18 protein-coding genes and 1 pseudogene are annotated in these 20,541 nt (G+C 71.0%); 10 read left to right on the top strand and 9 right to left on the bottom strand.

Annotated features, from left to right (window positions below; translation table 11 throughout):
* The first annotated feature begins 39 nt into the window (after positions 1-39).
* Entirely contained in the window at positions 40-1,839 is a 1,800-nt protein-coding gene (locus RTL41_RS04170) for an ABC-F family ATP-binding cassette domain-containing protein (RefSeq protein WP_409418302.1), read from the top strand.
* Here RTL41_RS04170 and RTL41_RS04165 read toward each other — a convergent pair whose 3' ends face one another.
* Positions 1,840-2,865 (bottom strand): SPOR domain-containing protein, encoded by a 1,026-nt coding sequence (locus RTL41_RS04165; RefSeq protein WP_312161645.1) that lies wholly within the window; start codon positions 2,863-2,865, stop codon positions 1,840-1,842.
* Positions 2,866-3,470: 605 nt separating this feature from the next.
* Here RTL41_RS04165 and RTL41_RS04160 point away from each other — a divergent pair.
* The 6 genes from RTL41_RS04160 (at position 3,471) to RTL41_RS04135 (ending at position 9,900) form a co-directional block, all read left to right on the top strand.
* On the top strand, positions 3,471-5,543 hold the full coding sequence (locus tag RTL41_RS04160; RefSeq protein ID WP_312161644.1) for an ATP-binding protein: 2,073 nt from the start codon (positions 3,471-3,473) through the stop codon (positions 5,541-5,543).
* Positions 5,544-5,619: 76 nt separating this feature from the next.
* Positions 5,620-6,630, top strand: a complete 1,011-nt coding sequence (locus tag RTL41_RS04155; RefSeq protein ID WP_312161642.1) for an ABC transporter substrate-binding protein — start codon at positions 5,620-5,622, stop codon at positions 6,628-6,630.
* A complete protein-coding gene (locus RTL41_RS04150) occupies positions 6,630-7,376 on the top strand; it encodes an ABC transporter ATP-binding protein (RefSeq protein WP_312161639.1) in 747 nt (248 codons plus the stop codon). Before RTL41_RS04155 ends, RTL41_RS04150 begins: the two co-directional genes overlap by 1 nt.
* Positions 7,373-8,131 (top strand): ABC transporter permease, encoded by a 759-nt coding sequence (locus RTL41_RS04145; RefSeq protein ID WP_312161636.1) that lies wholly within the window; start codon positions 7,373-7,375, stop codon positions 8,129-8,131. Before RTL41_RS04150 ends, RTL41_RS04145 begins: the two co-directional genes overlap by 4 nt.
* 49 nt (positions 8,132-8,180) lie before the next feature.
* A complete protein-coding gene (locus RTL41_RS04140; protein ID WP_312161633.1) occupies positions 8,181-8,789 on the top strand; it encodes a hypothetical protein in 609 nt (202 codons plus the stop codon).
* Positions 8,790-8,802: 13 nt separating this feature from the next.
* A complete protein-coding gene (locus RTL41_RS04135; protein WP_312161630.1) occupies positions 8,803-9,900 on the top strand; it encodes a DUF2336 domain-containing protein in 1,098 nt (365 codons plus the stop codon).
* Here the strand turns inward: RTL41_RS04135 and RTL41_RS04130 are convergent.
* The 4 genes from RTL41_RS04130 to RTL41_RS04115 form a co-directional block, all read right to left on the bottom strand.
* Positions 9,897-11,276 carry a hypothetical protein gene (locus RTL41_RS04130; protein WP_312161627.1) on the bottom strand — a complete coding sequence of 460 codons (1,380 nt, stop codon included), beginning with the start codon at positions 11,274-11,276 and terminating at the stop codon, positions 9,897-9,899. The genes RTL41_RS04135 and RTL41_RS04130 overlap by 4 nt on opposite strands.
* Before the next feature lie 185 nt (positions 11,277-11,461).
* Entirely contained in the window at positions 11,462-13,060 is a 1,599-nt protein-coding gene (locus RTL41_RS04125) for a peptide chain release factor 3 (RefSeq protein WP_312161625.1), read from the bottom strand.
* A gap of 42 nt (positions 13,061-13,102) precedes the next feature.
* The gene (locus tag RTL41_RS04120) at positions 13,103-13,483 is read right to left on the bottom strand and encodes a hypothetical protein (RefSeq protein WP_312161622.1); all 381 of its coding nucleotides are present in this window, start codon (positions 13,481-13,483) and stop codon (positions 13,103-13,105) included.
* A 99-nt stretch (positions 13,484-13,582) separates the two neighbouring features.
* Entirely contained in the window at positions 13,583-13,915 is a 333-nt protein-coding gene (locus tag RTL41_RS04115; protein WP_312161619.1) for a DUF1491 family protein, read from the bottom strand.
* Between the two features lie 92 nt (positions 13,916-14,007).
* Here RTL41_RS04115 and RTL41_RS04110 point away from each other — a divergent pair, with 92 nt between their 5' ends.
* The gene (locus RTL41_RS04110; RefSeq protein WP_312161616.1) at positions 14,008-14,919 is read left to right on the top strand and encodes a hypothetical protein; all 912 of its coding nucleotides are present in this window, start codon (positions 14,008-14,010) and stop codon (positions 14,917-14,919) included.
* A 6-nt stretch (positions 14,920-14,925) separates the two neighbouring features.
* Here the strand turns inward: RTL41_RS04110 and RTL41_RS20840 are convergent.
* Positions 14,926-15,723 (bottom strand): annotated as a pseudogene (locus tag RTL41_RS20840) (sensor histidine kinase); the annotation flags it as partial.
* Between the two features lie 980 nt (positions 15,724-16,703).
* On the opposite strand from RTL41_RS20840, the gene RTL41_RS04100 reads away from it, so the two are divergent.
* Both RTL41_RS04100 and RTL41_RS04095 read left to right on the top strand, forming a co-directional pair.
* A complete protein-coding gene (locus RTL41_RS04100; RefSeq protein ID WP_312161612.1) occupies positions 16,704-17,399 on the top strand; it encodes a HAMP domain-containing sensor histidine kinase in 696 nt (231 codons plus the stop codon).
* Positions 17,400-17,457: 58 nt separating this feature from the next.
* A complete protein-coding gene (locus RTL41_RS04095) occupies positions 17,458-17,883 on the top strand; it encodes a SufE family protein (RefSeq protein ID WP_312161610.1) in 426 nt (141 codons plus the stop codon).
* A 5-nt stretch (positions 17,884-17,888) separates the two neighbouring features.
* On the opposite strand, the gene RTL41_RS04090 is transcribed toward RTL41_RS04095, so the two are convergent.
* The 3 genes from RTL41_RS04090 to RTL41_RS04080 all read right to left on the bottom strand — a co-directional run bounded on the left by RTL41_RS04090 (position 17,889) and on the right by RTL41_RS04080 (position 20,491).
* Entirely contained in the window at positions 17,889-18,380 is a 492-nt protein-coding gene (locus RTL41_RS04090) for a PAS domain-containing protein (protein ID WP_312161608.1), read from the bottom strand.
* A 255-nt stretch (positions 18,381-18,635) separates the two neighbouring features.
* Positions 18,636-19,058 carry a MucR family transcriptional regulator gene (locus tag RTL41_RS04085; RefSeq protein WP_312161606.1) on the bottom strand — a complete coding sequence of 141 codons (423 nt, stop codon included), beginning with the start codon at positions 19,056-19,058 and terminating at the stop codon, positions 18,636-18,638.
* Between the two features lie 221 nt (positions 19,059-19,279).
* A complete protein-coding gene (locus RTL41_RS04080; protein ID WP_312161604.1) occupies positions 19,280-20,491 on the bottom strand; it encodes a DUF2336 domain-containing protein in 1,212 nt (403 codons plus the stop codon).
* Between the last annotated feature and the right edge of the window lie 50 nt (positions 20,492-20,541).

The raw sequence follows: 20,541 nt of genomic DNA, 5'->3' as shown, positions 1-20,541 counted from the left end.
GTCGCTTCGGGCCGTCGCTACCTATATGTGCCTGCGCCCATGAAGCCCCCTGTTCTCGCGCTCAAGGACGTCCGTCTCGCCGACGGCCCGAAGATGCTGTTCGACGGCGTCGACCTGGCCGTCGAGCCCCGCTCGCGCGCCTGCCTGGTCGGCCGCAACGGCGCCGGCAAGTCGACCCTGCTGAAGATCCTGGCCGGCCAGATCGCCGCCGACGAGGGCGAGCGCACGGTCCAGCCGGCCATCCGCATCGCCTACGTGCCCCAGGAGCCCGACATCGCCGGCGAGACGCTGCTGGACTACGTGGTCGCCGGCGGGGCCGAGCCGCACCGGGGCGAGGCGGCGCTGGAGCTGTTCGGCATCGATCCGGCCAAACCTGCCAAGGGCCTGTCGGGCGGCGAGATCCGCCGCACCGCCCTGGCCCGCGCCTTCGCAGAGGAACCGGACGTCATCCTGCTGGACGAGCCGACCAACCACCTGGACATCCTGGCGATCGAGACGCTGGAGGCCGAACTCGCCGCCACCCGCGCGGCCCTGGTCATCGTCAGCCACGACCGCGCCTTCCTGGAACGGGTCACCAACCGCTGCTTCTGGCTGGAGCATCGCCGGGTCCGGCGGCTGGAGAAGGGGTTCGCGGCCTTCGACGAGTGGGTCGAGCGCATCCTCGCCGCCGAGGCCGAGGAAGGCCGCCGGCTCGATAAGCAGCTCGAGAAGGAAGAGTACTGGCTGCGCCGCGGCGTCACCGGCCGCCGGGCCCGCAACGAGGGCCGCCGCCGGGCGCTGATGGAACTGCGCAAGACCAAGGTCGAGCGCATGCGCGAGGTGCGCGGCGACCTGTCGATGGGCCTGGCCTCGTCCGGCCTCTCGGGCCAGCGCGTCGCCGAGGTGAAGCACATCTCCAAGGCGTTCGGCGAGCGCGTCCTGGTGAAGGACTTCTCGACCCGCATCATCCGCGGCGATCGCGTCGCCATCGTCGGCCCGAACGGCGCGGGCAAGACCACCCTGGTCAAGCTGCTGCTGGGTGAACTGCCGCCCGACAGCGGCTCGGTGAACCTCGGGGTCAATCTGGAGATCGCCTATATCGACCAGGGCCGCGTCGACCTGAAGCCCGAGATGACGCTGCGCGACGTGCTGACCCCGCTGGGCGGCGACCAGGTCATGGTCCGCGGCCAGCCCAAGCACGTGGCGGCCTACGCCAAGGAATTCCTGTTCACTGACAATCAGTTGCGCCAGCCGGTGCGCAGCCTGTCGGGCGGGGAGCGCAACCGCCTGCTGCTGGCCCGCGCGTTGGCCACGCCGGCCAATCTGCTGGTGCTGGACGAGCCGACCAACGACCTGGACATGGACACCCTGGACCTGCTGGAGGACCTGCTGGCCGACTACGAGGGCACGCTGATCCTGGTCAGCCACGACCGCGACTTCGTCGACCGGCTGGCGACCTCGACCATCGCCCTCGACGGTCACGGCAAGGTGGTCGAGACCCCGGGCGGCTGGCAGGACTTCCTGTCGCAGAACCCCGGCTTCTTCAAATCGGTGGCCGACGGCGCCGCGCCTGCGCCGGCCGCGCGCAAGCCCGCCGCCGCCAGGCCGGAGCCCGCCAAGCCCAGCAAGCTCTCCTACAAGGATCAGCGCCGCCTGCAGGAGCTGGACGCCGCGCTCGCCGCCCTGCCCGCCAGGATCGCCAAGCTGGAGGCCGACCTCCACGACCCCGACCTCTACACGCGCGATCCGGCCGGCTTCGCCCGGATCAACGGCCAGCTCGAAGCCGCCCGCCACGAGCTCACCGCCGCCGAGGAGGAGTGGCTGGAGCTGGAAGAGCGCCGCGAGGCCCTGGCGCGCTGATCAGCGAATGAAGCAGTCGCCCTTCAGCCCGTTGCAGAAGGCCTGCGCCTCGCTTCGGGTCTGGAACCCCGTGACCAGGGCCCGGTGGAAGGTCTTGCCGTCGACCACGACGCTGCGCACCGCCCCCGACAGCGGCGGCGTCATCTTGCCCTTGATCTTGGCCAGCGCCGCGCGGGCCTGAGCCTCGCTGTCGGCGGCGGCGATCTGAACCGCGACCTTGCCGGGCGTCCTGGGCCGGGCGGGCGGCGGCTTGGCGGCGGGCTTGGCGCTCGCCTCCGGGGCGGAGGGCGTCAGCGGGCGCAGGGCCGGCGGCGACGGCGGCAACGCCGCGGTCTCGGCCGGCGGCGCGGGCCGCGATCGCGTGAGCCGCGCCTCCACGCCGGTGCGCAACGGAGCCTCGTCGCTGGGAACCGGCGGCGACGCCGGCGCCTGCGGCCCCGGTTCGGCGGCGACGATCGCGGCCGGCGGCGGAGCGGGCCGCGGCCTGGGCGGAGCGGCCGGCGCCGCGGCGGGCTTCACGGCGGCCGGCTTGGGCGCCGGCGGCGGGGCGGCTTCGGCCAGTCGCGGCGCCGGACCGCAGATGGCGCGGATCACATGGGCCAGATAGGCGTCCGGCGAAGGCTGCACCCAGCCTCCCGGCACATGGCGGTTGATCGTCGTCCCCTTCGCGCCGGGCTCGGTGAAGACCGTCATCTTGACCACCATGTCGCGCCGCCGCTCGCAGTCGATGTTCACGGTCGAGCGCATCGAACGGTAGCCCAGCGCGCGCGCGGCCTCGGCCGAGGTCACCTCGCCCTGCAGGACGACGCCCTCCACCATCCCGCCGCCGGGGCTCGCGGTCCCGCGATCGCGGATCGCCACGACCATGTCGGACTTCACCGAGACCACCGAGGCGCGCGGCAGGCCGCTGGCGGCGAGGGCGCGTCGGTCACGGGCGTTCAGCGAAGAGTCGTTCAGTTGGGCGAGCGCGCCGCCGGCCACGGCCAGACCCGCCAGCACCACCGCCAATCCGAAGCCCGCGCGCACCGCCCCGCCTCCTTAACCATGACCACAGGCTGCAGGAGGTCGCATAGTTCGCGTCCGGGCAACAGGGTTAGCGCCAATCGGTGCCTATCGCGCCGAGGCGCGGCGTTCCTGTGGATAACCGGGGAAACGCTGCCTGCAAAAGGATCGCCGCGCGCCGGTCCCCAGCTTCTGCACAGCTTGCCAACCCTCCAGGCGGCGGTCGTGCACAGCCCCGAGGCCCGCGAAGGTTGCCTCATAGCCGAGCCGGTGGAAACGTCAACGGGCCGAGAGGGACTGCGGCGCGGGCGGGACGGGAAACCGGAACGCCAAGCGGGCGGAAGGCTCCTGCGAGGATGGAACCAGGGCGACCCGGAACCTTCCCTCCAGAGGACATCGGAAAGCGACGGAACCCGGTGGGGAAACCCCACGACCGAAGTCGCCGACCCCGTACCTCAGGGCGCAGGTCCCCCAGGGATCTGGATGAGAGGGCGACGCTGCGGGCGACCGGAGCGTCGCCCTCTTGCCATGCGCGCCGCGCCGCCTGCGACATACCGTCCCGAGCCCGCGGCCTTTAAGCGTTTGGTGTTCAAGCTGCGCGAGGATCGTCCGAACCCGCGGGAAATCCCATGAAGGCTCGGACCTCCTGGTCTCACAATCTGGCGCTCAGCAGCGGCCTGGCCGCGGCCTATGTGGCGAGCATGCTGTTCAGCCTGACCCTGACTCGCGCCGGGGCGGGGATCGCCACCATCTGGCTGGCCGGCGGCATCATGGCCGCCGCCTTCCTGTTGCTGCCCAGGCGCTGGAGCCTGGGCGTGGCGGGCGTCTGCTTCGCGTTCCAGTTCGCCTACAACCTGATCGTCGGCAATTCGCCGCTCGCATCGCTCACCTTCCCGGCCCTCACCATCGGCGAGGCGGCCGCCACGGCCTGGCTGGCGCGCAAGGTCTGCGGCGCCACCCTGCGGCTGACCAGCATGGCGCGGGTCGCCCGCCTGATCCTTCTCGCCGTCGCGCCGGCGACCGCGCTCACCGCCATCCTGGCCGCCGACCTGTTCACGCTCTACGGCCGCAGCTTCGACGTCGTGCTGGCCAACTGGTTCTATGGCCACGCCCTGGGCATGGCGATCATGCTGCCGGCCTGCCTGATGGTCGCGCGGCCCGACATGATCCGCGACTTCCGCCGCTCGCCCGCCGAGCAGGTCGGCCTCTACCTCTTCGTCGCGGTGATGAGCGCCGTCAGCATCCTGCCCATCCGGTTCCCGCTGCCGCTGCTGCTGTTCCCGACCCTGGCGCTGGCGGCCTTCCGGCTGGGGCCGCGCGGCGCGGCGGTCGGCGCCATGATCATGGCGGCGGTCCTCTCCAGCCTGATCGTCGGCATGCCCATCGCCCCCAACGGCGCGGCCTGGACCCTGGCCGAGCGCGCCCGCAGCCTGCAGTTCCTCATCGCGCTGAACTTCTTCACCAGCCTGGCGACCGCCATGGTGATCGCCGACCAGAAGCGGATGAAGCGCCTGTGGGCGAGCCGCACGCGCATCGCGCGCGCCGCCCAGACCCGGGCCATGGCCGCCGGCCAGGCCAAGACCGAGTTCCTGGCCACCATGAGCCACGAGATCCGCACGCCGATGACCTCGATCGTCGGGTTCACCGAGGTGCTGCTCAAGCGCGAGGACCTGCCCGATCCGGCCCGTCGCCAGTTGGCGCTGATCGACCGCGCCGGCGCCTCGCTGCTCACCGTGGTCAACGACATCCTCGACTTCTCGAAGGTCGAGGCCGGCGAAGTGGAGCTGTCGCCCGTCCCGTCCAATCCGCGCAGCATCGCCCAGGACGCCCTGGCCATCGTCGCCGAGGCCGCGCGCCGCAAGGGCCTGGACCTGCAACTGGGCTTCATCGGCCCGGTCGAGGCGACCGTGCTGATCGACGACCTGCGCGTGCGCCAGATCCTGCTCAACCTGCTCTCCAACGCCATCAAGTTCACCGAAGAGGGACGCGTGCGGCTGGACCTGCAGGCGATCGAGAACGGCCCCGACACCACCCTGCGCTTCCGCATCTCCGACACCGGCCCGGGCGTTCCGCCCGATCAGGTCGCGCGCCTGTTCAAGCGCTTCAGCCAAGGCGATTCCTCAGTCAGCCGCACCCATGGCGGCACGGGGCTGGGGCTGGCCATCTGCCGGGGGCTGGCCGAGCTGATGGGCGGCAAGATCGGCGTCGAGAGCAAGCCCGCGGTGGGCGCGGTCTTCTGGTTCGAGCTTCCGGCGCGCCGCGTCGAGAGCCTGGAGCCGAAGATCGCCGAAACCGCCGAGGACGCGCCCCTGGCCGCCCGCGTGCTGCTGGTCGACGACCATCCGATGAACCGCGAACTGGGCTCGACCGTGCTGGGCCTGCTGGGCTGCGAGGTCATCCTGGCCGAGAACGGCGAAGAAGGCGTGATGGCCGCCCAGACCAGCGGCTGCGACCTGATCCTGATGGACGTGCACATGCCGCGCATGGACGGCCTGGAGGCGACCCGCGCCATTCGCGCCCTGGGCGGGGCCTGCGCCAACGTCCCGATCATCGCCATGAGCGCCGACGTCATGCCCGAGATGGAGGCCGCCTGCCTGCGCGCGGGCATGAACGCGGCGGTGGGCAAGCCGATCCAGATCCAGGCCCTGCACGACGTACTGAGCAAGTGGCTGTCCCAGGGCCGCGGCGCGGCGGCCGCCTGAACTTTAGCCTCTGCCGGCTTGGAACCGCGCGCGGCTGCGCATAGGCTCGCCCGCGCTCAAGTTTGGGGATGGGTTCATGAAGCTCCTGCGTCTCGCCGCCGTCGCGTTAGCGGCCCTCGCCTGCGCCTGTTCGCCGGCCAGCCAGGATGAAGCGGCCAAGACCTCGGACGGGCGCACCACCATCCGCTTCGCCACCGACTGGCGGGCCCAGGCCGAACAGGGCGGCTTCTACCAGGCGGTGGCGACAGGCGAGTACGCCAGGCGCGGCCTGGACGTTCAGATCGTCCAGGGCGGCCCTGGCGTGAACGTGCCGCAGTTGCTGGCCTCCGGCGCCGTCGAGGCGGGCATGGGCTCCAACAGCTTCATCGTCATGAACCTGGCCAAGGAGAAGATCCCGGTCAAAGCCGTGGCGGCCATGATGCAGAAGGACCCGCAGGTGCTGATCGCCCATCCCGACCAGGGGCTGGAGAAGATCGCCGACCTCAAGGGCCGGCCGATCCTGCTCGCCGACGCCTCGGTCAGCGCCTTCTGGGTGTGGCTGAAGTCGAAGTACGGCTTCACCGACGACCAGGTGCGCAAGTACACCTTCAACGCCGCGCCGTTCCTGGCCGACAAGCGCGTGGTCCAGCAGGGCTACGTGACGTCGGAGCCCTACACCATCGAGAAGCAGTCGGGCCTGAAGCCCAAGGTCTTCCTGCTGGCCGACGAGGGCTACCCCGGCTACGCGACGATGATCCTGGTTCCCGACAGCCTGATCGCCAAGAACCCCGCGGCGGTGAAGGCCTTCGTCGAGGGCTCGGCCGCCGGCTGGCGGAGCTATCTCTACGGCGATCCCGCGCCGGGCGACGCGCTGATCCGGAAGGACAACCCGGAGATGACCCAGGACGTCCTCGACCAGGCGCGCGAGAAGCTGAAGTCCTACGGGATCGTCGATTCGGGCGAGGCCCAGACCGGCGGCATCGGCGTGATGAGCGACGCCCGCTGGGCCGAGTTCTTCGATGTGGCGTCCAGCCAGGGCGTCTATCCCAAGGACATGGACTACAAGAGCGCCTACTCGCTGCAGTTCGTGGCGCCGGCGGCGAAGTAGTGACCGTCGCGGCGCTGCAGGAGGTCGAGGTCGACTACGCCGGGCGGGGGCGGGCTCTGGGGCCCATCAGCCTCAGCGTGGAGGCCGGGCAGATCCTGGCCCTGGTGGGGCCTTCGGGATGCGGCAAGTCCACAGCCCTGCGTCTGCTGGCCGGCCTGGAAGGGCCGACGCGGGGGAGCGTCCAGCGCGCGCCGGGACGCGGCGAGACCGCCGTGGTGTTCCAGGCCCCGACCCTGGCTCCCTGGCTGACCGCGCAGGCCAATGTCGCCCTGCCGCTGGAACTGTCCGGCGCGGCGAAGGACGACGCGCGCAGCCGCGCCAGGGCCGCCCTGGCCCGCGTCGGACTGGCCGGGGCGGAAAACGCCCGGCCGGCGGCGCTGTCGGGCGGCATGGCGATGCGGGTGTCGCTGGCCCGGGCCCTGGTCACCGAGCCGCGCCTGCTGCTGCTGGACGAGCCCTTCGCCGCCCTGGACGAGATCACCCGCCGCACCCTGGCCGACGACGTGCACGGCCTGTGGCAGGCCTCGCAGCCGGCGATCGTCTTCGTCACCCACAATGTCGAGGAAGCGGCCTACATGGCCGACCGCGTGGCGGTGCTGACCCGCGGGCCGGGCCGCATCGCCGGGATCGCCCCCATCGACGCGCCGCTGCCGCGCCCGGCCGGCTTCCGGACCTCCGCCACCTTCCGTTCGGCGGTCGAGCAGGTCTCCGGCCTGCTGGCCCAGGGCATGGAGACCGCCTCGTGAGCCGCGTCCTGGCGCCGCTGGTCCTGGTCGGCCTGCTGCTGGCGGCCTGGGAAGTCGCCGTCCGCAGCATGGGCGTGCCCGCCTACTTCCTGCCGCCCCCGTCGGGCGTGGCGCTCGCCCTGGCCGAGAACCTGCCCAGCCTGGCGGCGGCGGCGTGGATCACCCTTTCGACCGCCATCATCGCCCTGGTCGTGGCCAGCCTGCTCGCCGTCGGCCTGGCGGTGATCGTCGGCCTCAACCCGTTGCTGGAAGCGGCGGTCCGTCCGCTGGCCTCGGTGCTGCAGGTGACCCCGGTGGTGGCGATCGCGCCGCTGGTGCTGATCTGGGCCGGCATCGACCATCCCGAGCGCGCCATCGTCGCCCTGGCGGTCCTGGTCGCCTTCTTTCCGATCTTCTCCGGCGCGGTGACGGGCCTGCGCGCGGCCGATCCCGACCTGGAGCGACTGTTCGACCTCTACGGGGCCGGCCGCTGGCAGCGGGTCATGCGGCTGCGCCTGCCCTCGGCCGTGCCGTTCCTGCTGGAGGGCCACAAGGTCGGCGCCGGCCTGGCGATCATCGGCGCCGTCGTCGCCGAGTTCGGGGCCGGGTCGGGCGGCGTGCGCGGCCTGGCCTGGCAGATCCTCGACGCCGGCAACAAGCTGCAGACCGCGCGGATGATCGCGGCCCTGGTGGTGCTGGGCCTGATGGGCGTGGCCCTGCACGCCCTGCTCGACAAGGCCGAGCATGTCGGCCTGACATGGTGGCGAGGCCGTTAAGCTCAGCCGTTAGGCGAGCCTTAAGCGGCTTGGGGTTAACGCTGTCGGCATGCGCGCCGTTTTCGCCATCATCATCGGCCTGGCCTTCCCGTTGGCCGCCGCGGCCCAGACCGCCGGCGACCGCTATGGACCGACCTCGGCCGTGCGCCTCAACCAGGCCGCCGGCGAGGCCTATCAGGGCCGCGCCCTGACCTGGGCCAACAAGCAGCAGGCGGCCGGCCCCGCCGCCGCGGCCCTGCCGCCGCCGCCCACGCCCTATCGCCAGCAGCCGACCTACGCGCCGTTCCAGCCCCAGGTCCCGCTGCCGCTCCAGCAGCCTGCGCCCGCCCCGGCCGCTTCGCCGCAGCGCCTGCCGACCAGCATCTACGGCCAGGCCGCGCCGGCGCCGGTCGCGCCGGCCCCCGCCTATGTCCGCCCCGCGCCGGCGGCGCCTGCGCCGATGGCGGCCGCGCCCGCGCCGCAGCGCCTGGCCGCCGCGGCCCCGAAGGTGGTCGGGGGTCCGACCCGCCTCTATTCGGTGCATCGCGGCTACGGCATGACGCCCGACGCCATTCCTGAGCCGCCCGCGGGCGATCGCTACGTGCTGATCGGACCGCCGGACGGCGCCGCCGACGCCAGAACCGACGACGCTCCGGACGCCCGTCCGGGCGCCTTCTGAAGAAGACGCTTAAATGGCCCGCAGCAAGCTTCACGACCTGATCGAGATGGCCAAGGAGCCGTCCAGCGAGCGCCGGCGCGAGCTGCTGCGCGGCGTCACCGACCTGTTCTTCTCCAGCGACGACATGCGCGGCGGCGAGGAGATGGAGCTGTTCGACGACGTGCTGAGCCAGCTCGCCGGCGAGATGGAAGAGGCCGTGCGCGGCGAACTGGCTCTGCGCATGTCGGCGGCCGCGACCCCGCCGCGCGGGCTGCTGCGCGACCTGGCGCGGGACATCTCGATCGACGTCGCCCGGCCGGTGCTGGAGAACTCCCGCGCCCTGACCGACGACGACCTGCTGTCGGTGGCCCGCACCCGCGGCCAGGACCACCTGCGCGCCATCTCCCAGCGCCCGGTCGTCTCCGAGGCGGTGTCCGAGGCCATCGTCGAGCGCGGCGACGACGACACGCTGGGCCTGCTGCTGGCCAACGAAGGCGCGCAGATGTCGCGCGAGGTCCAGGAAATGGTCGTCGACCGCGCGGTCGAGAACCCGGCGCTGCACGAGGCCGTGGTCAAGCGCAAGGCGCTGCCGGTCGACCTGCTCAACGAGATGTATTTCGTGGTCGAGGCGCGGCTGCGCGGCGAGATCCTGGCCCGCAACGAGATGGTCGACCCGGCTGAACTCGATGCGGCCCTGGCCGCCGGCCGCAAGCAGTTGGCGACCCGCGACGGCGCCCTGCCCTCGGACTATGCCGAGGCCGAGAAGCAGATCCGGGTCCTGCGCCTGCGCGGCGCCATCACCCCCCAGGTGCTGGCCGGCTTCCTGCGCGCCCGCGAGACCACCAAGTTCCTGGTGGCGCTCAGCGAACTGGCGGACATCGACTTCCACACCGCCCGCCGGATCCTGGAGCGGCGCGAGCTCGACGCCCTGTCGATCGTCTGCAAGGCGGCCGGGTTCGAGCGCTCGCTCTACCTCACCTTCGCCGTGCTGATCCTCGACCGCGACGCCAACGCCATGGGCCGCGCGCGCGAATACGGCGAACTCTACGAGAACCTGCCCCGCGAAGCCGCCCAGCGCACGATCCGCTTCTGGCGCATGCGCCGCAAGACCGGCGACATGGCCGCGGCCTAGTAGGAGGTCCGCGCCGCCGCCGAGGCGCCGGCCAGGCGCTCCAGCGCGTCGGCGGCGATGACGCTCAGCGAGCGCAGGCCCAGCTCCCCGAACACGTCCAGGGCCGCGTTCAGCGCCATGGCCGCGCTGGCCCGCTCGCCGCGGTCGACGCCGGTGATGTCCATGCGGGCTTCGTAGAGGCGGGCCAGGTTGACCTGGATCAGCGCCCAGGCGGCCGGCTCGCGTTTGGCCGAGAGGGCGGCCAGCTCGATCTTGAAAGCCGCCTCGGCCGCGTCCAGCACGGTCAGGTCGCCGGACAGCTCGGCCGAGCGCGCCAGGCACAGCGCCCGGTTCGAGGCGCCGAACGCCCGCAGCGACAGGCCCGGCGCCTGCTTCAGCACATGGGCGGCGCGGTCGTAGCAGGTCACCGCCTGCTCGTAGGCGCGCTCGGAGGCTCCGGCCTCGCCCAGCGCCTGGAGGCCCTGCGCCAGCGCCGTCTGCACCCGCGCCCAATCGAGCGGGCTGTGCTCGCGGGTCAGCTCGCCGACCACGTCGGCCAGGGCGCTGACCGCCTGGGCCAGGACCTCGACCTCGCCGGCCGTCTCGCCCTGCAGGGCCATGGCCTGGCCGCGCAGGGCCGCGGCCCGCGCCCAGCTCAGCGGTTCGTAGGCGGGGTCGAGCCCCTCGGCGGCCCGTTCGGCCTGCTCCCGGCCGGCGGCGAGGATGTCGACGTCGCGCAGGCGCGCGCCCCAGCCGATCAGGATGTCGGCCAGCACCAGGCGCGCCTCGACGGCCAGCAGCCGCGCGGCGCGGCAGCGGCGGGTCAGGCTCTGCAGGCCGGCGATCGGTCCGGCGAACCGCAGCGCGGTCGCGCGGGCGGCGCGGGCGTCGCCGGCGGCCATCTGCTCGCGCGCCTCGATGGCGGCGATGCCGATGTCGGCCAGCGGCAGCGACAGGCCGCCGCGCGCCGCTGCGCGGGCTTCCCGGAAGGCGACTTCGGCGGCGGCGTTCAGGCCGTCGTCGCCGAACAGTTCGGCCCCCAGCATGGCGCAGAACGCCTGCTCGCAGCGGGCCCTGGCCCAGCCGTCGGGGCGGCGCTCGCGGCCGAAGGCTTCGGCGGCCGCCTCGGCGGTCGCGGCGGCCTTGCGCAGGATGGCGGCGTCGCCGGAGCGCCGGGCGACCTCGCGCCAGACGATGGCGCTCTCCAGCCGGCGCTGCGCCTTGTCCTTGGCCCCCACGCGGCCCGCGGCGATGTCGGCCGCCCGGCCCTCGTCGGCGATCATCCGCAGATCGAGCAGCTCCAGCAGCGAGGCGTCGCCGCCGGTCAGTCCGTCGCGGGGGGCGTTGACCGCATCGGCGCCGAACAGACGCTTCAGTTCTCGACCGAACTCGAACATGCCAAGGCTCCGATCACCTCGCGGCGTCTCAACACGGGACGCCCACGGAAGGTTCAGACCGGAAACAGCAAAGCCGGAGCCGAGTTCGTAAACAAGTGGTTAACGCGCGGACTATGGTTAACAAGAACTGAATAATTCGTGTTCGACGCCACGCCGCGCCTGGCGCCGAACTTGCTTAACGCGCGTTAAGCACGTTCCTTCGAACGCTCGAAGCCGATCTTGGGGAAACGCTCGGCGACATAGCCGATCTCCCAGGCGGACTTGGCCAGGAACACCGGCTGGTCGTCGATGTCGGCCCCCATCGCGCCCTTGTGCTTGCTCGCGAAGTCATCGACGTCGGCCTTGACGCCCGACAGCCAGCGCGCCTCGGCATAGGGCGAGGCCTCGAAGATCACCTCCAGTTGGTACTCGTTGGCCAGGCGGTCGGCCATGACCTCGAACTGCAGTTGGCCGACGGCGCCGACGATGAAGTCCGAACCGATGAGCGGGCGGAATAGCTGGGTGACGCCCTCCTCGGCCAGGCCCTCCAGCGCCTTCTTCAGGTGCTTGGCCTTCAGCGGATCCTTGACCCGCACGCGCTGCAGGATCTCGGGCGCGAAGTTCGGCAGGCCGGCGAAGCGCAGGGTTCCGGTCTCCGACAGGCTGTCGCCGACCCGCAGCACCCCATGGTTGGGAATGCCGATGACGTCGCCGGCATAGGCCTCCTCGGCCAGTTCGCGGTCGGAGGCGAAGAACATGATCGGGGCGTTGACCGAGAGCTGGCGGCCGGTGTTCTGCACCTTGAGCTTCATGCCGCGATTGAACCGGCCCGAGGTCAGCCGCAGGAAGGCGATCCGGTCGCGGTGGTTGGGGTCCATGTTCGCCTGGACCTTGAACACGAAGCCGGTGACCTCGCGGTCGCCGGGGACCACGTGGGTCGGCTCGCCGCCGCGCACCGCGGCCACCGCCTTGGGCGGCGGGGCATAGGCGCCCAGGCCCGCCAGCAACTGGTCGACGCCGAAGTGGCGCAGGGCCGAGCCGAAGAACACCGGCGTCATGTGGCCCTCCAGGAAGGCCTGCGGGTCGAAGGGCTTGGACGCCTCCTGGACCAGCATGGCGTTCTCTTCCAGCTCGGCCTGTTCCTCGGGGTCGAGATAGCTGACCACGGCGGCGCCCCTGAAGGCGACCGAGGCCGGATGCCCCTCATCGGCGTCCGAACCCTTCTTGGCGAACGGGAAGAACTGCTCGTTGCGCAGGTCCAGCATGCCCTTGAACCGCCCGCCCGAGCCGGCTGGCCAGAACAGCGGGGCCGGGTCGAGCGCCAGCTTCGAGGCGATCTCGTCGAGCAGCTCGATCGGGTCCTGGGCCTCGCGGTCCATCTTGTTGATGAAGGTCACGATCGGGATGTCGCGCAGGCGGCAGACCTCGAACAGCTTCAGGGTCTGCGGCTCGATGCCCTTGGCCGCGTCCAGCACCATGACCGCGGCGTCGGCGGCCGTCAGCGTCCGGTAGGTGTCTTCCGAGAAGTCCTCGTGCCCGGGGGTGTCCAGCAGGTTGAACATCAGCCCTTCGTGGTCGAAGGTCATGACGCTGGCCGAGACCGAGATCCCCCGCTCGCGCTCGATCTTCATCCAGTCGGACCGCGTCCGGCGGTTCTCGCCGCGGGCGCGCACGGCGCCGGCCGCCCGGATCGCCCCGCCGGCCAGCAGCAGGTTCTCGGTCAGGGTCGTCTTGCCGGCGTCCGGGTGGGAGATGATGGCGAAGGTGCGCCGGCGCGCGGCCTCGGCGGCGGGAGAGGTGCTCATGGGCGGCTGGTAGCGCAGCCGCGCCCCTTGCGAAAGCCCGCGTTACGCCGCGAGGCGCCGCCAGACCTGGCGGTCGGCCCAGACGGTGTCCAGCGTCCCCTGCTCCTGGCGGCTCGAAAGCCGGGCCATCACCTCGAAATCGACGTTGGCGTAGCGCATCGCCACGTCGTCCGGCGCGCAGCCATAGGCCGGGGCCACGAACAGCGCCGCATTGATCGAGGGGGCCTTGGCGATGATCAGGGTCGCCAGGCGCTTGGCGCGCTCGGGACGGTCGAAATGCAGCAGGGGGTCCTCGGCGTAGAGTTCCTGGCCGAGCTTGCTGACCACATTGAACGGCAGCGCCCGGAACCTGCGGCTGGCCATCTTCGGGGAGAGCTTGGCTCCGCTGAGGTTCAGGACAACGTCGTTCAGGAGGAAGAGCATACCAAGCAAGCGCTCGCGTTCGTGGACCGCCAAGGTTTGCCACGAGCGTGCTTTCGCCCCCGTTGAGAAAGGCGGTGAATCGGCCGGTAACCGCGTCGCTCAGCCCTGCTCGACCGGCTCGATCAGGAAGTGGCGGCCTTCCTTGTCCTCGATCTCCACGACCCAGATGTCCGGGTCGATGCGGATGGCGCGCTCGATATAGCGGTCGAGATCGGCCTCCTGGTCGGACAGCGCCGGACGCATCCAGACCCGTTCGCCGTCGCCGCGCGTCGCCTCGGCGTAGAGCCGGGTCGTCCCCTCGCCGCGGTTGAGCACCTTGACCAGCACGCTGCCGGCCCGCGCATCGCCCTTGCGCACGACCACGGCGAAGCCGCCGCCCAACTCTACGCGGCGGATCAGGGCCGCGACCCAGATGTCGGAGGAAAGCAGCATGGTTTCGGGCGCAGTCTCGATAACGGAACGGAAAGGCCGGGCCTCTAGGCTCGGCCGCAAGATCTCGAACCTATACGAGAAAAACAAAAGGCATGACGAGTACGCGCAGAACCGCGCGGCGCGTCGTGTGTGGATGGATGGGGCTGGCCGCGGCGGGGGGGCTACTCGTTGCGCCCGGAGTCTCGGCCGCAGCCGCCGCCGACCTCTTCTACGAACGCACGGTGATGACCGCCGCCGACGCCAGGTGCGGCCTGTTCGCGCCGCCGGTCGGCGCGGCGCTGGCGGCTGGCCGCATCCAGGCGCACGGCGCGGCGATCCGTTCGGGCGCCGACAAGGCTGAACTGGCGCGGCTCGAACAGCGGGCCCGCGCCAAGGCCGCCTCCACCCCCTGCGGGTCGGCCGACATGACCCTTGCGGCCGGACGCGTGCGCGAGGCCTTCGAAGGCTACGCCCAGCTCAGCCGCATGACCTATCCCGGCGAACTCGCCGAATGGCGCGCGGACCGCTCCGGCGGCGTGCGCTGGCGCCTGCAGCAGAGCGCCAGCTTCGGCTGGAACAAGATGGTGTTCGGACTGGCCGGGCGCGAGGGCGCCAACGCCCTGATGGCGGTCGCCAACTTCGCCGACGACAAGGCCCCCTACGGCGCGCGGCTGGTGCTGCGCGACACCGACGCCACGCTCGGCCCCTATCTCGACACCCGCGGCCAGCCGCTCAGCAAGCTGCCCCTGGCCCGCCGCCTGCCGCCGCCGAGCGCCCGCAACGCCTATACCGCCGAGGCCCGCAGCGTCGCCGGCCTGGACCTGCTGCCCAAGGGCTACAAGTCGGGCTGGGCGTTCCGCTTCCCGGCCGCGGCCGCCCACGCCCTGGCCGAACTCGACCCGCGCGAAGCCGTGGCCGTCGAGTTCCTGTTCGCGGGCCCCGACGGCGAGGTGGTGCGGCGCGCCTATGTCGAGGTCGGCGATTTCGCCGCCGGCCGCGCCTTCCTGCAGGTCGCAACCCGCTAGGCCGCATCAGGGCGCGTTGGCCGCCATCGGCTGGTCGATCACCGGCAACCGCACCGTGACCGTGGTCCCCTCGCCCAGCCGGCTCTCTATGATCATCTCGCCGCCGTGCAGTTCGGCGAACGAGCGCACCAGGGACAGGCCAAGCCCGGTCCCGGCCGCCTTCTGCGCCGCGCCGCCGGCCTGCTCGAACGGCCGGCCCAGCCGCTGGACGTCCTCAGGCCCGATCCCCACCCCGGTGTCGGCCACCACCAGCTCCATCACCGAACCATCGGCGTGCAGGGTGACGGTGACGCCGCCGCCCCGCGGCGTGAACTTCAGCGCGTTGGAGACCAGGTTGAGCGAGATCTGCTTCAGCGCCCGCCGGTCGGCCATCACGTCCAGCGGCTCGCGGGGCAGCAGGCCGCGCAACTGCACGCCGGCGCGATCGGCCTGGCCGCGCATCAGCCGCAGCACGCTGGAGACCGCATCGCGGGCGTCGAACGCCTCGCGGGCCAGCTCGAAGCGCTCGGCCTCGATCTTGGACATGTCGAGCACGTCGTTGATCAGGTCCAGCAGGTGCCCGCCGGACTCGTGCACCAGTTCGGCATACTCGGCGTAGCGATCCGACAGCGGCCCGAACAGGCCCTGACGCATGATGTCCGAAAAGCCCATGATCGCGTTGAGCGGCGTGCGCAGCTCGTGGCTCATATTGGCCAGGAACCGGGACTTGCCGGCGTTCTGGGCCTCGGCGTCGGCCCGGGCCTGCTCCAGCTCCAGCTCGTGGGCGTGAGCGGCCGCGGCGTCGCGCAGCACGCCCACGAGTCGCCCGGAGTCGGTTCGGCGCAGGGCCAGCACCAGCCAGGCCTGCGGCTCGGCCACGGGCGCGAACCCGATTTCCGCACGCCCGTGCGCGCCGGCCCGCGCCAGGGCCTGGAGCATGCGCCCGCGGTCGGCGTCGCTGGCCAGGTCGAGAACCGATCCCCCGGCGCTGGACACGCCCTGCGCGCCGGCCGGCTCAGGCCCCCAGGTCCGGGCGATCTCGCCGCGGGCGTCCATGGTCACCAGCAGATGCGGCTGTTCGTCCAGCACCCGGCGCAGGCGCCGCAGGGCCAGGCGCTGCCGACGGTCCTCCAGCCCCATGTTCCGCTGCAGGACCACCAGGCCCCCGGCCAGGCCGATGACCGTCGAAGCCAAGGCGAAGGCGCCGAGCACGGCGCTGGCGGCGGGCGTGAGCAGGAAGCCCTGGATGGTCAGGCCGCCGAGCGCCGCCACGCCGACCGCGGCCAGCGACACCGCGGCCCCCAGCGCCAGCCGCTCGCCGCGCCCCAGGGCCGCCGCCGCGACCAGCGGCGCAAGGCACCAGGCCGCCAGCGGGCCGTCCGCGCCGCCGGTCAGGACCGCCGCCACGGCCACGACCACGCCCAGGCCCACGATCGCAAGGATCGAGGCCGGGCCCGCGGGCCTCGCCGTCGATAGTGTCCTGGCGGGCGGGCTTTCGATCACGGGCGGCTCGCGGCTCCTTTGGCGGGCGTCTCGACAGAGGATTCTTCGCCCTGAGTCTAGCGGTGCTGGCGAGTCCCTGCGAGGCCGCTCGCGTCCCGCGCGACCCGACTCCTGGGCGCCGGGGCCGTCATTCTGTTGATCGAAACCAAATCGTAAGCGGGACGGCCCTAGATTTCCGACAGTACAGACCGCGAGGCTTTTCGTCCCCCATGGCCCAAGCGGCTCCCACACAGCCGGTTCCCGAACCGGCTTCGGCGGACACGCCGGACCTGCGGACCGCGGCCCGCCGGCGGCGGGACGTTATGGCCGACGAGGCCAAGCGCTCCTTCCTGCGCATGGTCAGCCACGAGCTGCGCACCCCGCTCAACTCCATCCTCGGCTTTTCCGAAATCCTGCAGTCGGAGCTGTACGGCCCGCTGGGCGCGCCCCAGTACAAGGACTATGCGGGGATCATCCACACCAGCGGCGCGCGCCTGCTCAAGCTGGTCAACCAGGTGCTGGAGATCGCGCGGCTGGAAGGCGGGGCGATGGACCTCGATCTTCGCGCCGAGTCGCTCGATCACGCCCTGGACGACGTCCTGGACGGCCTGCGTGAGGAAACCACGCCGCGCGGCGTGGTCGTGACGGTCGAGAGCCGCGGCGCCTTGCCCACGGTCACGGCGGACGCCCGCGGGCTGCGCAACCTGCTCGGCAACCTGATCCAGAACGCGGTGATCTTCTCCCCCGAGGGCGCGCCGGTGCAGGTCTGGACCGAGCGCGACGGCCCCTGGGTCGACATCTCGGTCGCCGACCGGGGGCCGGGCGTCGACCCGCAGGACATTCCCCGTCTGCTGCAGCCGTTCGAGCAGGGCGAGAACGCCCTCACCCGTCGCAGCGAAGGCGCGGGCCTTGGCCTGCCGATCGTCGAGCTGCTGTGCACCGCCATGGGCGGCCGGCTGAAGCTGAGCTCCGCCCCCGGCGAGGGCCTGACCGCGCGCGTGCGGCTGCCCGCCGCCTAGCCGCAGGCGACCCAAAACCGTTGCACAAGCGGCCGCCGGCGCCTAAGTCGCCTTTGATATGAGCACGATCGACAATGACCTCGCCGAACTCGTCGAGGAATTCGACCTCCTGGGCGACTGGGAGGAGCGCTATCGCTACGTGATCGAGCTCGGCAAGGACCTGGCCCCGCTGACCGACGGCGAGCGCAACGACGCCAACAAGGTCCGCGGCTGCGCCAGCCAGGTCTGGCTGGTCACCGAGCCGCAGCCGGGCGGCGCGGTGGTGTTCCGCGGCGATTCCGACGCCCACATCGTGCGGGGGCTGATCGCGGTGCTGCTGCGCCTGTTCTCGGGTCGCCGCCCCGACGAGATCATGGCTTTCGACGTGAAGGCCGCCTTCGACCGCCTGGGCCTGGCCGGTCACCTGTCGGCGCAAAGATCGAATGGGCTGGCCTCGATGGCCGCCCGCATCCGCCGCGACGCCGAGGCGCTGGCGACCGCCTGACGCGATCAGGCGGCGCGGATGCCGCTGGCGAAGGTGTCGCCCTGGACGCCGACCACGGCGTCGTAACCAAGGATCATGTCCACGTCCGCCCCGTTGGACGCCAGCGGCAGGCGCAGCCAGAGGATCGAGATGTGCGCGGCCCCGCGCCAGGCCAGGCTGTGCACGCCGACCGCGGGCCGGCGCTCCTCCACCAGCTTGGTCAGCTCGCGCCGCCAGTAGTCGGCGGCGTTGGCGTTATAGACCTCGCTCAGCGTGCGGCCGGTGATCTCCCGGCCATAGACGCCGTAGAGGCCGGTGCCGGCCAGGCGCAGCCGGAACTCCAGCGGGTCGCGGTGAACGTCGATCAGGCTGATCGAGGGCAGCAGGCGCTTGAAGTCGTCGGGACGGATATCGTCCCGGCCCGGCAGCCTGCCGCTTCGCCGAAGACCGGCCCAATAGGCGTAGAGCTCTTCATGAGCGCGGGCGGCCGCCGCCGAAGCCCCCATCTGTGCGGCCATATTCAGATTCCTTAACAACCCCTTGGAATCGCGACGAATCACTTATCGCCGGAGGGTGATTCTCGGGCAAGGGGAAATCCTAATTGCGTGGAAAGAATTCGGGCCGAAAGGTGGCGCAGCTTGACCTTGGGGCGCGGCGACGCCCATGCTTTCGCCACCCCGCCCGGCGCGGCGCAGCCCATACGGCGACGGCGCAAAACAAAACGCCCGCCGGTGACGGCGGGCGTTGAGCACACTCAGCTTGGAAGAGAAATCTTATTTGGCGCGCTTGCGCGGGGCCTGACGACCGCCCTGCCCCAGGCCCATCTGCTTGGCCAGGTCCGAACGCGCCTTGGCGTAGTTCGGCGCGACCATCGGGTAATCCTTCGGAAGACCCCACTTCGCGCGGTATTCCTCGGGGCTCATATTGTACTTCGTGCGAAGGTGGCGCTTGAGCGACTTGAACTTCCGGCCGTCTTCCAGGCAAACCAGATGATCAGGCGTGATCGAGCGGCGCACTGGAACGGCCGGTTCCTTCGGCGCGACTTCCTGAACGTCGGAACCGGTGGAAATACCCGCCAGCGCCCGATGGACGCTCTGGATAAGGTTCGGGAGGTCGGCCGCAGCCACCGAATTGTTCCCGACATATGCGGAAACAATATCCGCCGTCATCTCAATGACTTCCGACTTCTCGTCCATATTCCTCGGTTCCGTGAGTGCGGTTGCACCAAGTTGGGGGATGACTGATTCACGACATCAGTGGACGCGTTAATATCTGGAACCCAACTGAAGCACAAGCATCCAATACGACGCTGTTCTTCAACGAACACGTTCATCGTTAAGTCTAGGTGCTGCGCCGCACCAATCGGTTGTGCAACACCTACTATTGCGACGCGTCAAAGCGTCGCAAGCTGAAGTGATCAGCGCCCAAAATCCTTGGAAAATGCCAGCATGGCCGCCTTCTGTGGGACCGAGTATTCGTCCATGGCGTCTTCGTCGCCGTCCCGGATAGCACGCAGCAGCGCTGGAGTGAGGGCGGAGGTCAGCGACCAGTTCCAATACCTGAGGACGGTCTGGGCCCGATCGACGGCGATCATGTCGTAGACGAGCATCACCCGCTCCAGCGCGAGCGACGGCGAGCCGTCGGCCTCGACCTCGTCGCGCTTCAGGCCGCGCCAGAGCGACCGGATCGCCGACTTGGGCAGGCCGGTCGCCTTGCAGAGTATGGCCAGCGGCTCGCCGCCCGCGTCGGTGAATATCTTGGCGCCGGTCATCGGCTTGAGGCCCGAGAGATACGAGATCTCCTCGGCCACCTCGCGCGAGAGCCCGTTCATGGCCGCGGCGACCGCAGCCTCCAGGTTGTCGTAGGGGCTCTTCTCGATCGCCGCGCGGTTGCGCTGCCGCCGCTCGATGAACTGCAGCGCCTTGCGCGACAACGGATCCTGCCACCGCTCGGCCGCCGCCATGGCGAAGATGTCGCTCACCGCCTCCTGAAGGATCTCGCGCGAGACCGCGAAGCGCTGAAGGATGACCTTCCGTGCCTCGGCGTCGGCCCACCAGAACAGCACATAGGCATGGGCCGGGCGCAGCTCGGGCCGGCGCAGGAGAATGGCGGTCAGCCGGGAATCGCCGCGGGTCAGCGCCACCACCGCCTCGATGCCGCCGGTCGAGAACTTGGCCTCGTCGTTCTTCAGCAGGCACTCCAGGACCAGCACCTCGCCGAACTCGATCAGCACGTCGCAGACGACTTCGCTGACCCCGCGGCGCAGGGCGATCAGCCGGCGATGCTCCAGGTTCATCAGCCGCGCGCAGTCGAGCAGGTCGGCGTCCGACAACGCGGCGGCGTTGAGCAGCAGCTCCTCGGCCACGTCCACTTCGTCGCGCAGCAGCAGGCGGGCGAGGCTGGCGGGAATCTCGGTCAGGCCGGCGATCCGCCGCGCCACCTTCTTGCGCTCGCTGGGCTCGGCCTCGCGCAGCATGTCGACCAGCAGGTCGGCGGTCATCGCCCGCTCGAAGGCGTTGATCCGCGAGATCGGCAGGCAGACCACGTCCGCCAGCCGCTTGAGCAACGTCGCCCGCGCCCGCAAGGCGGGCGGGGTGTCGAGCTCGGATGTGGGCGACGGCAGGTTCATGCGAGATCCGGGCGAATACCTGCCGCTATCGAATCACATGGCGCTTAACC

Origin of the sequence: Phenylobacterium sp. (assembly GCF_031984885.1) — a bacterium.
In the GTDB taxonomy this organism is placed as follows: Bacteria; Pseudomonadota; Alphaproteobacteria; order Caulobacterales; family Caulobacteraceae; genus Phenylobacterium.
The sequence above is the reverse complement of the archived record's forward strand: the minus strand, read 5'-3'. Positions and strand labels throughout refer to the sequence as shown.

Bases quoted from the DNA above. Each gene is read 5' to 3' on its own strand.
- RTL41_RS04090 (WP_312161608.1), bottom strand. From the start codon at position 18,380: ATGGCCGCACAGATGGGGGCTTCGGCGGCGGCCGCCCGCGCTCATGAA.
- RTL41_RS04160 (WP_312161644.1), top strand. From the start codon at position 3,471: ATGAAGGCTCGGACCTCCTGGTCTCACAATCTGGCGCTCAGCAGCGGC.
- RTL41_RS04110 (WP_312161616.1), top strand. From the start codon at position 14,008: ATGACGAGTACGCGCAGAACCGCGCGGCGCGTCGTGTGTGGATGGATG.
- RTL41_RS04155 (WP_312161642.1), top strand. From the start codon at position 5,620: ATGAAGCTCCTGCGTCTCGCCGCCGTCGCGTTAGCGGCCCTCGCCTGC.
- RTL41_RS04095 (WP_312161610.1), top strand. From the start codon at position 17,458: ATGAGCACGATCGACAATGACCTCGCCGAACTCGTCGAGGAATTCGAC.
- RTL41_RS04100 (WP_312161612.1), top strand. From the start codon at position 16,704: ATGGCCGACGAGGCCAAGCGCTCCTTCCTGCGCATGGTCAGCCACGAG.
- RTL41_RS04085 (WP_312161606.1), bottom strand. From the start codon at position 19,058: ATGGACGAGAAGTCGGAAGTCATTGAGATGACGGCGGATATTGTTTCC.
- RTL41_RS04120 (WP_312161622.1), bottom strand. From the start codon at position 13,483: ATGCTCTTCCTCCTGAACGACGTTGTCCTGAACCTCAGCGGAGCCAAG.
- RTL41_RS04080 (WP_312161604.1), bottom strand. From the start codon at position 20,491: ATGAACCTGCCGTCGCCCACATCCGAGCTCGACACCCCGCCCGCCTTG.
- RTL41_RS04130 (WP_312161627.1), bottom strand. From the start codon at position 11,276: ATGTTCGAGTTCGGTCGAGAACTGAAGCGTCTGTTCGGCGCCGATGCG.
- RTL41_RS04170 (WP_409418302.1), top strand. From the start codon at position 40: ATGAAGCCCCCTGTTCTCGCGCTCAAGGACGTCCGTCTCGCCGACGGC.
- RTL41_RS04140 (WP_312161633.1), top strand. From the start codon at position 8,181: ATGCGCGCCGTTTTCGCCATCATCATCGGCCTGGCCTTCCCGTTGGCC.
- RTL41_RS04135 (WP_312161630.1), top strand. From the start codon at position 8,803: ATGGCCCGCAGCAAGCTTCACGACCTGATCGAGATGGCCAAGGAGCCG.
- RTL41_RS04125 (WP_312161625.1), bottom strand. From the start codon at position 13,060: ATGAGCACCTCTCCCGCCGCCGAGGCCGCGCGCCGGCGCACCTTCGCC.
- RTL41_RS04115 (WP_312161619.1), bottom strand. From the start codon at position 13,915: ATGCTGCTTTCCTCCGACATCTGGGTCGCGGCCCTGATCCGCCGCGTA.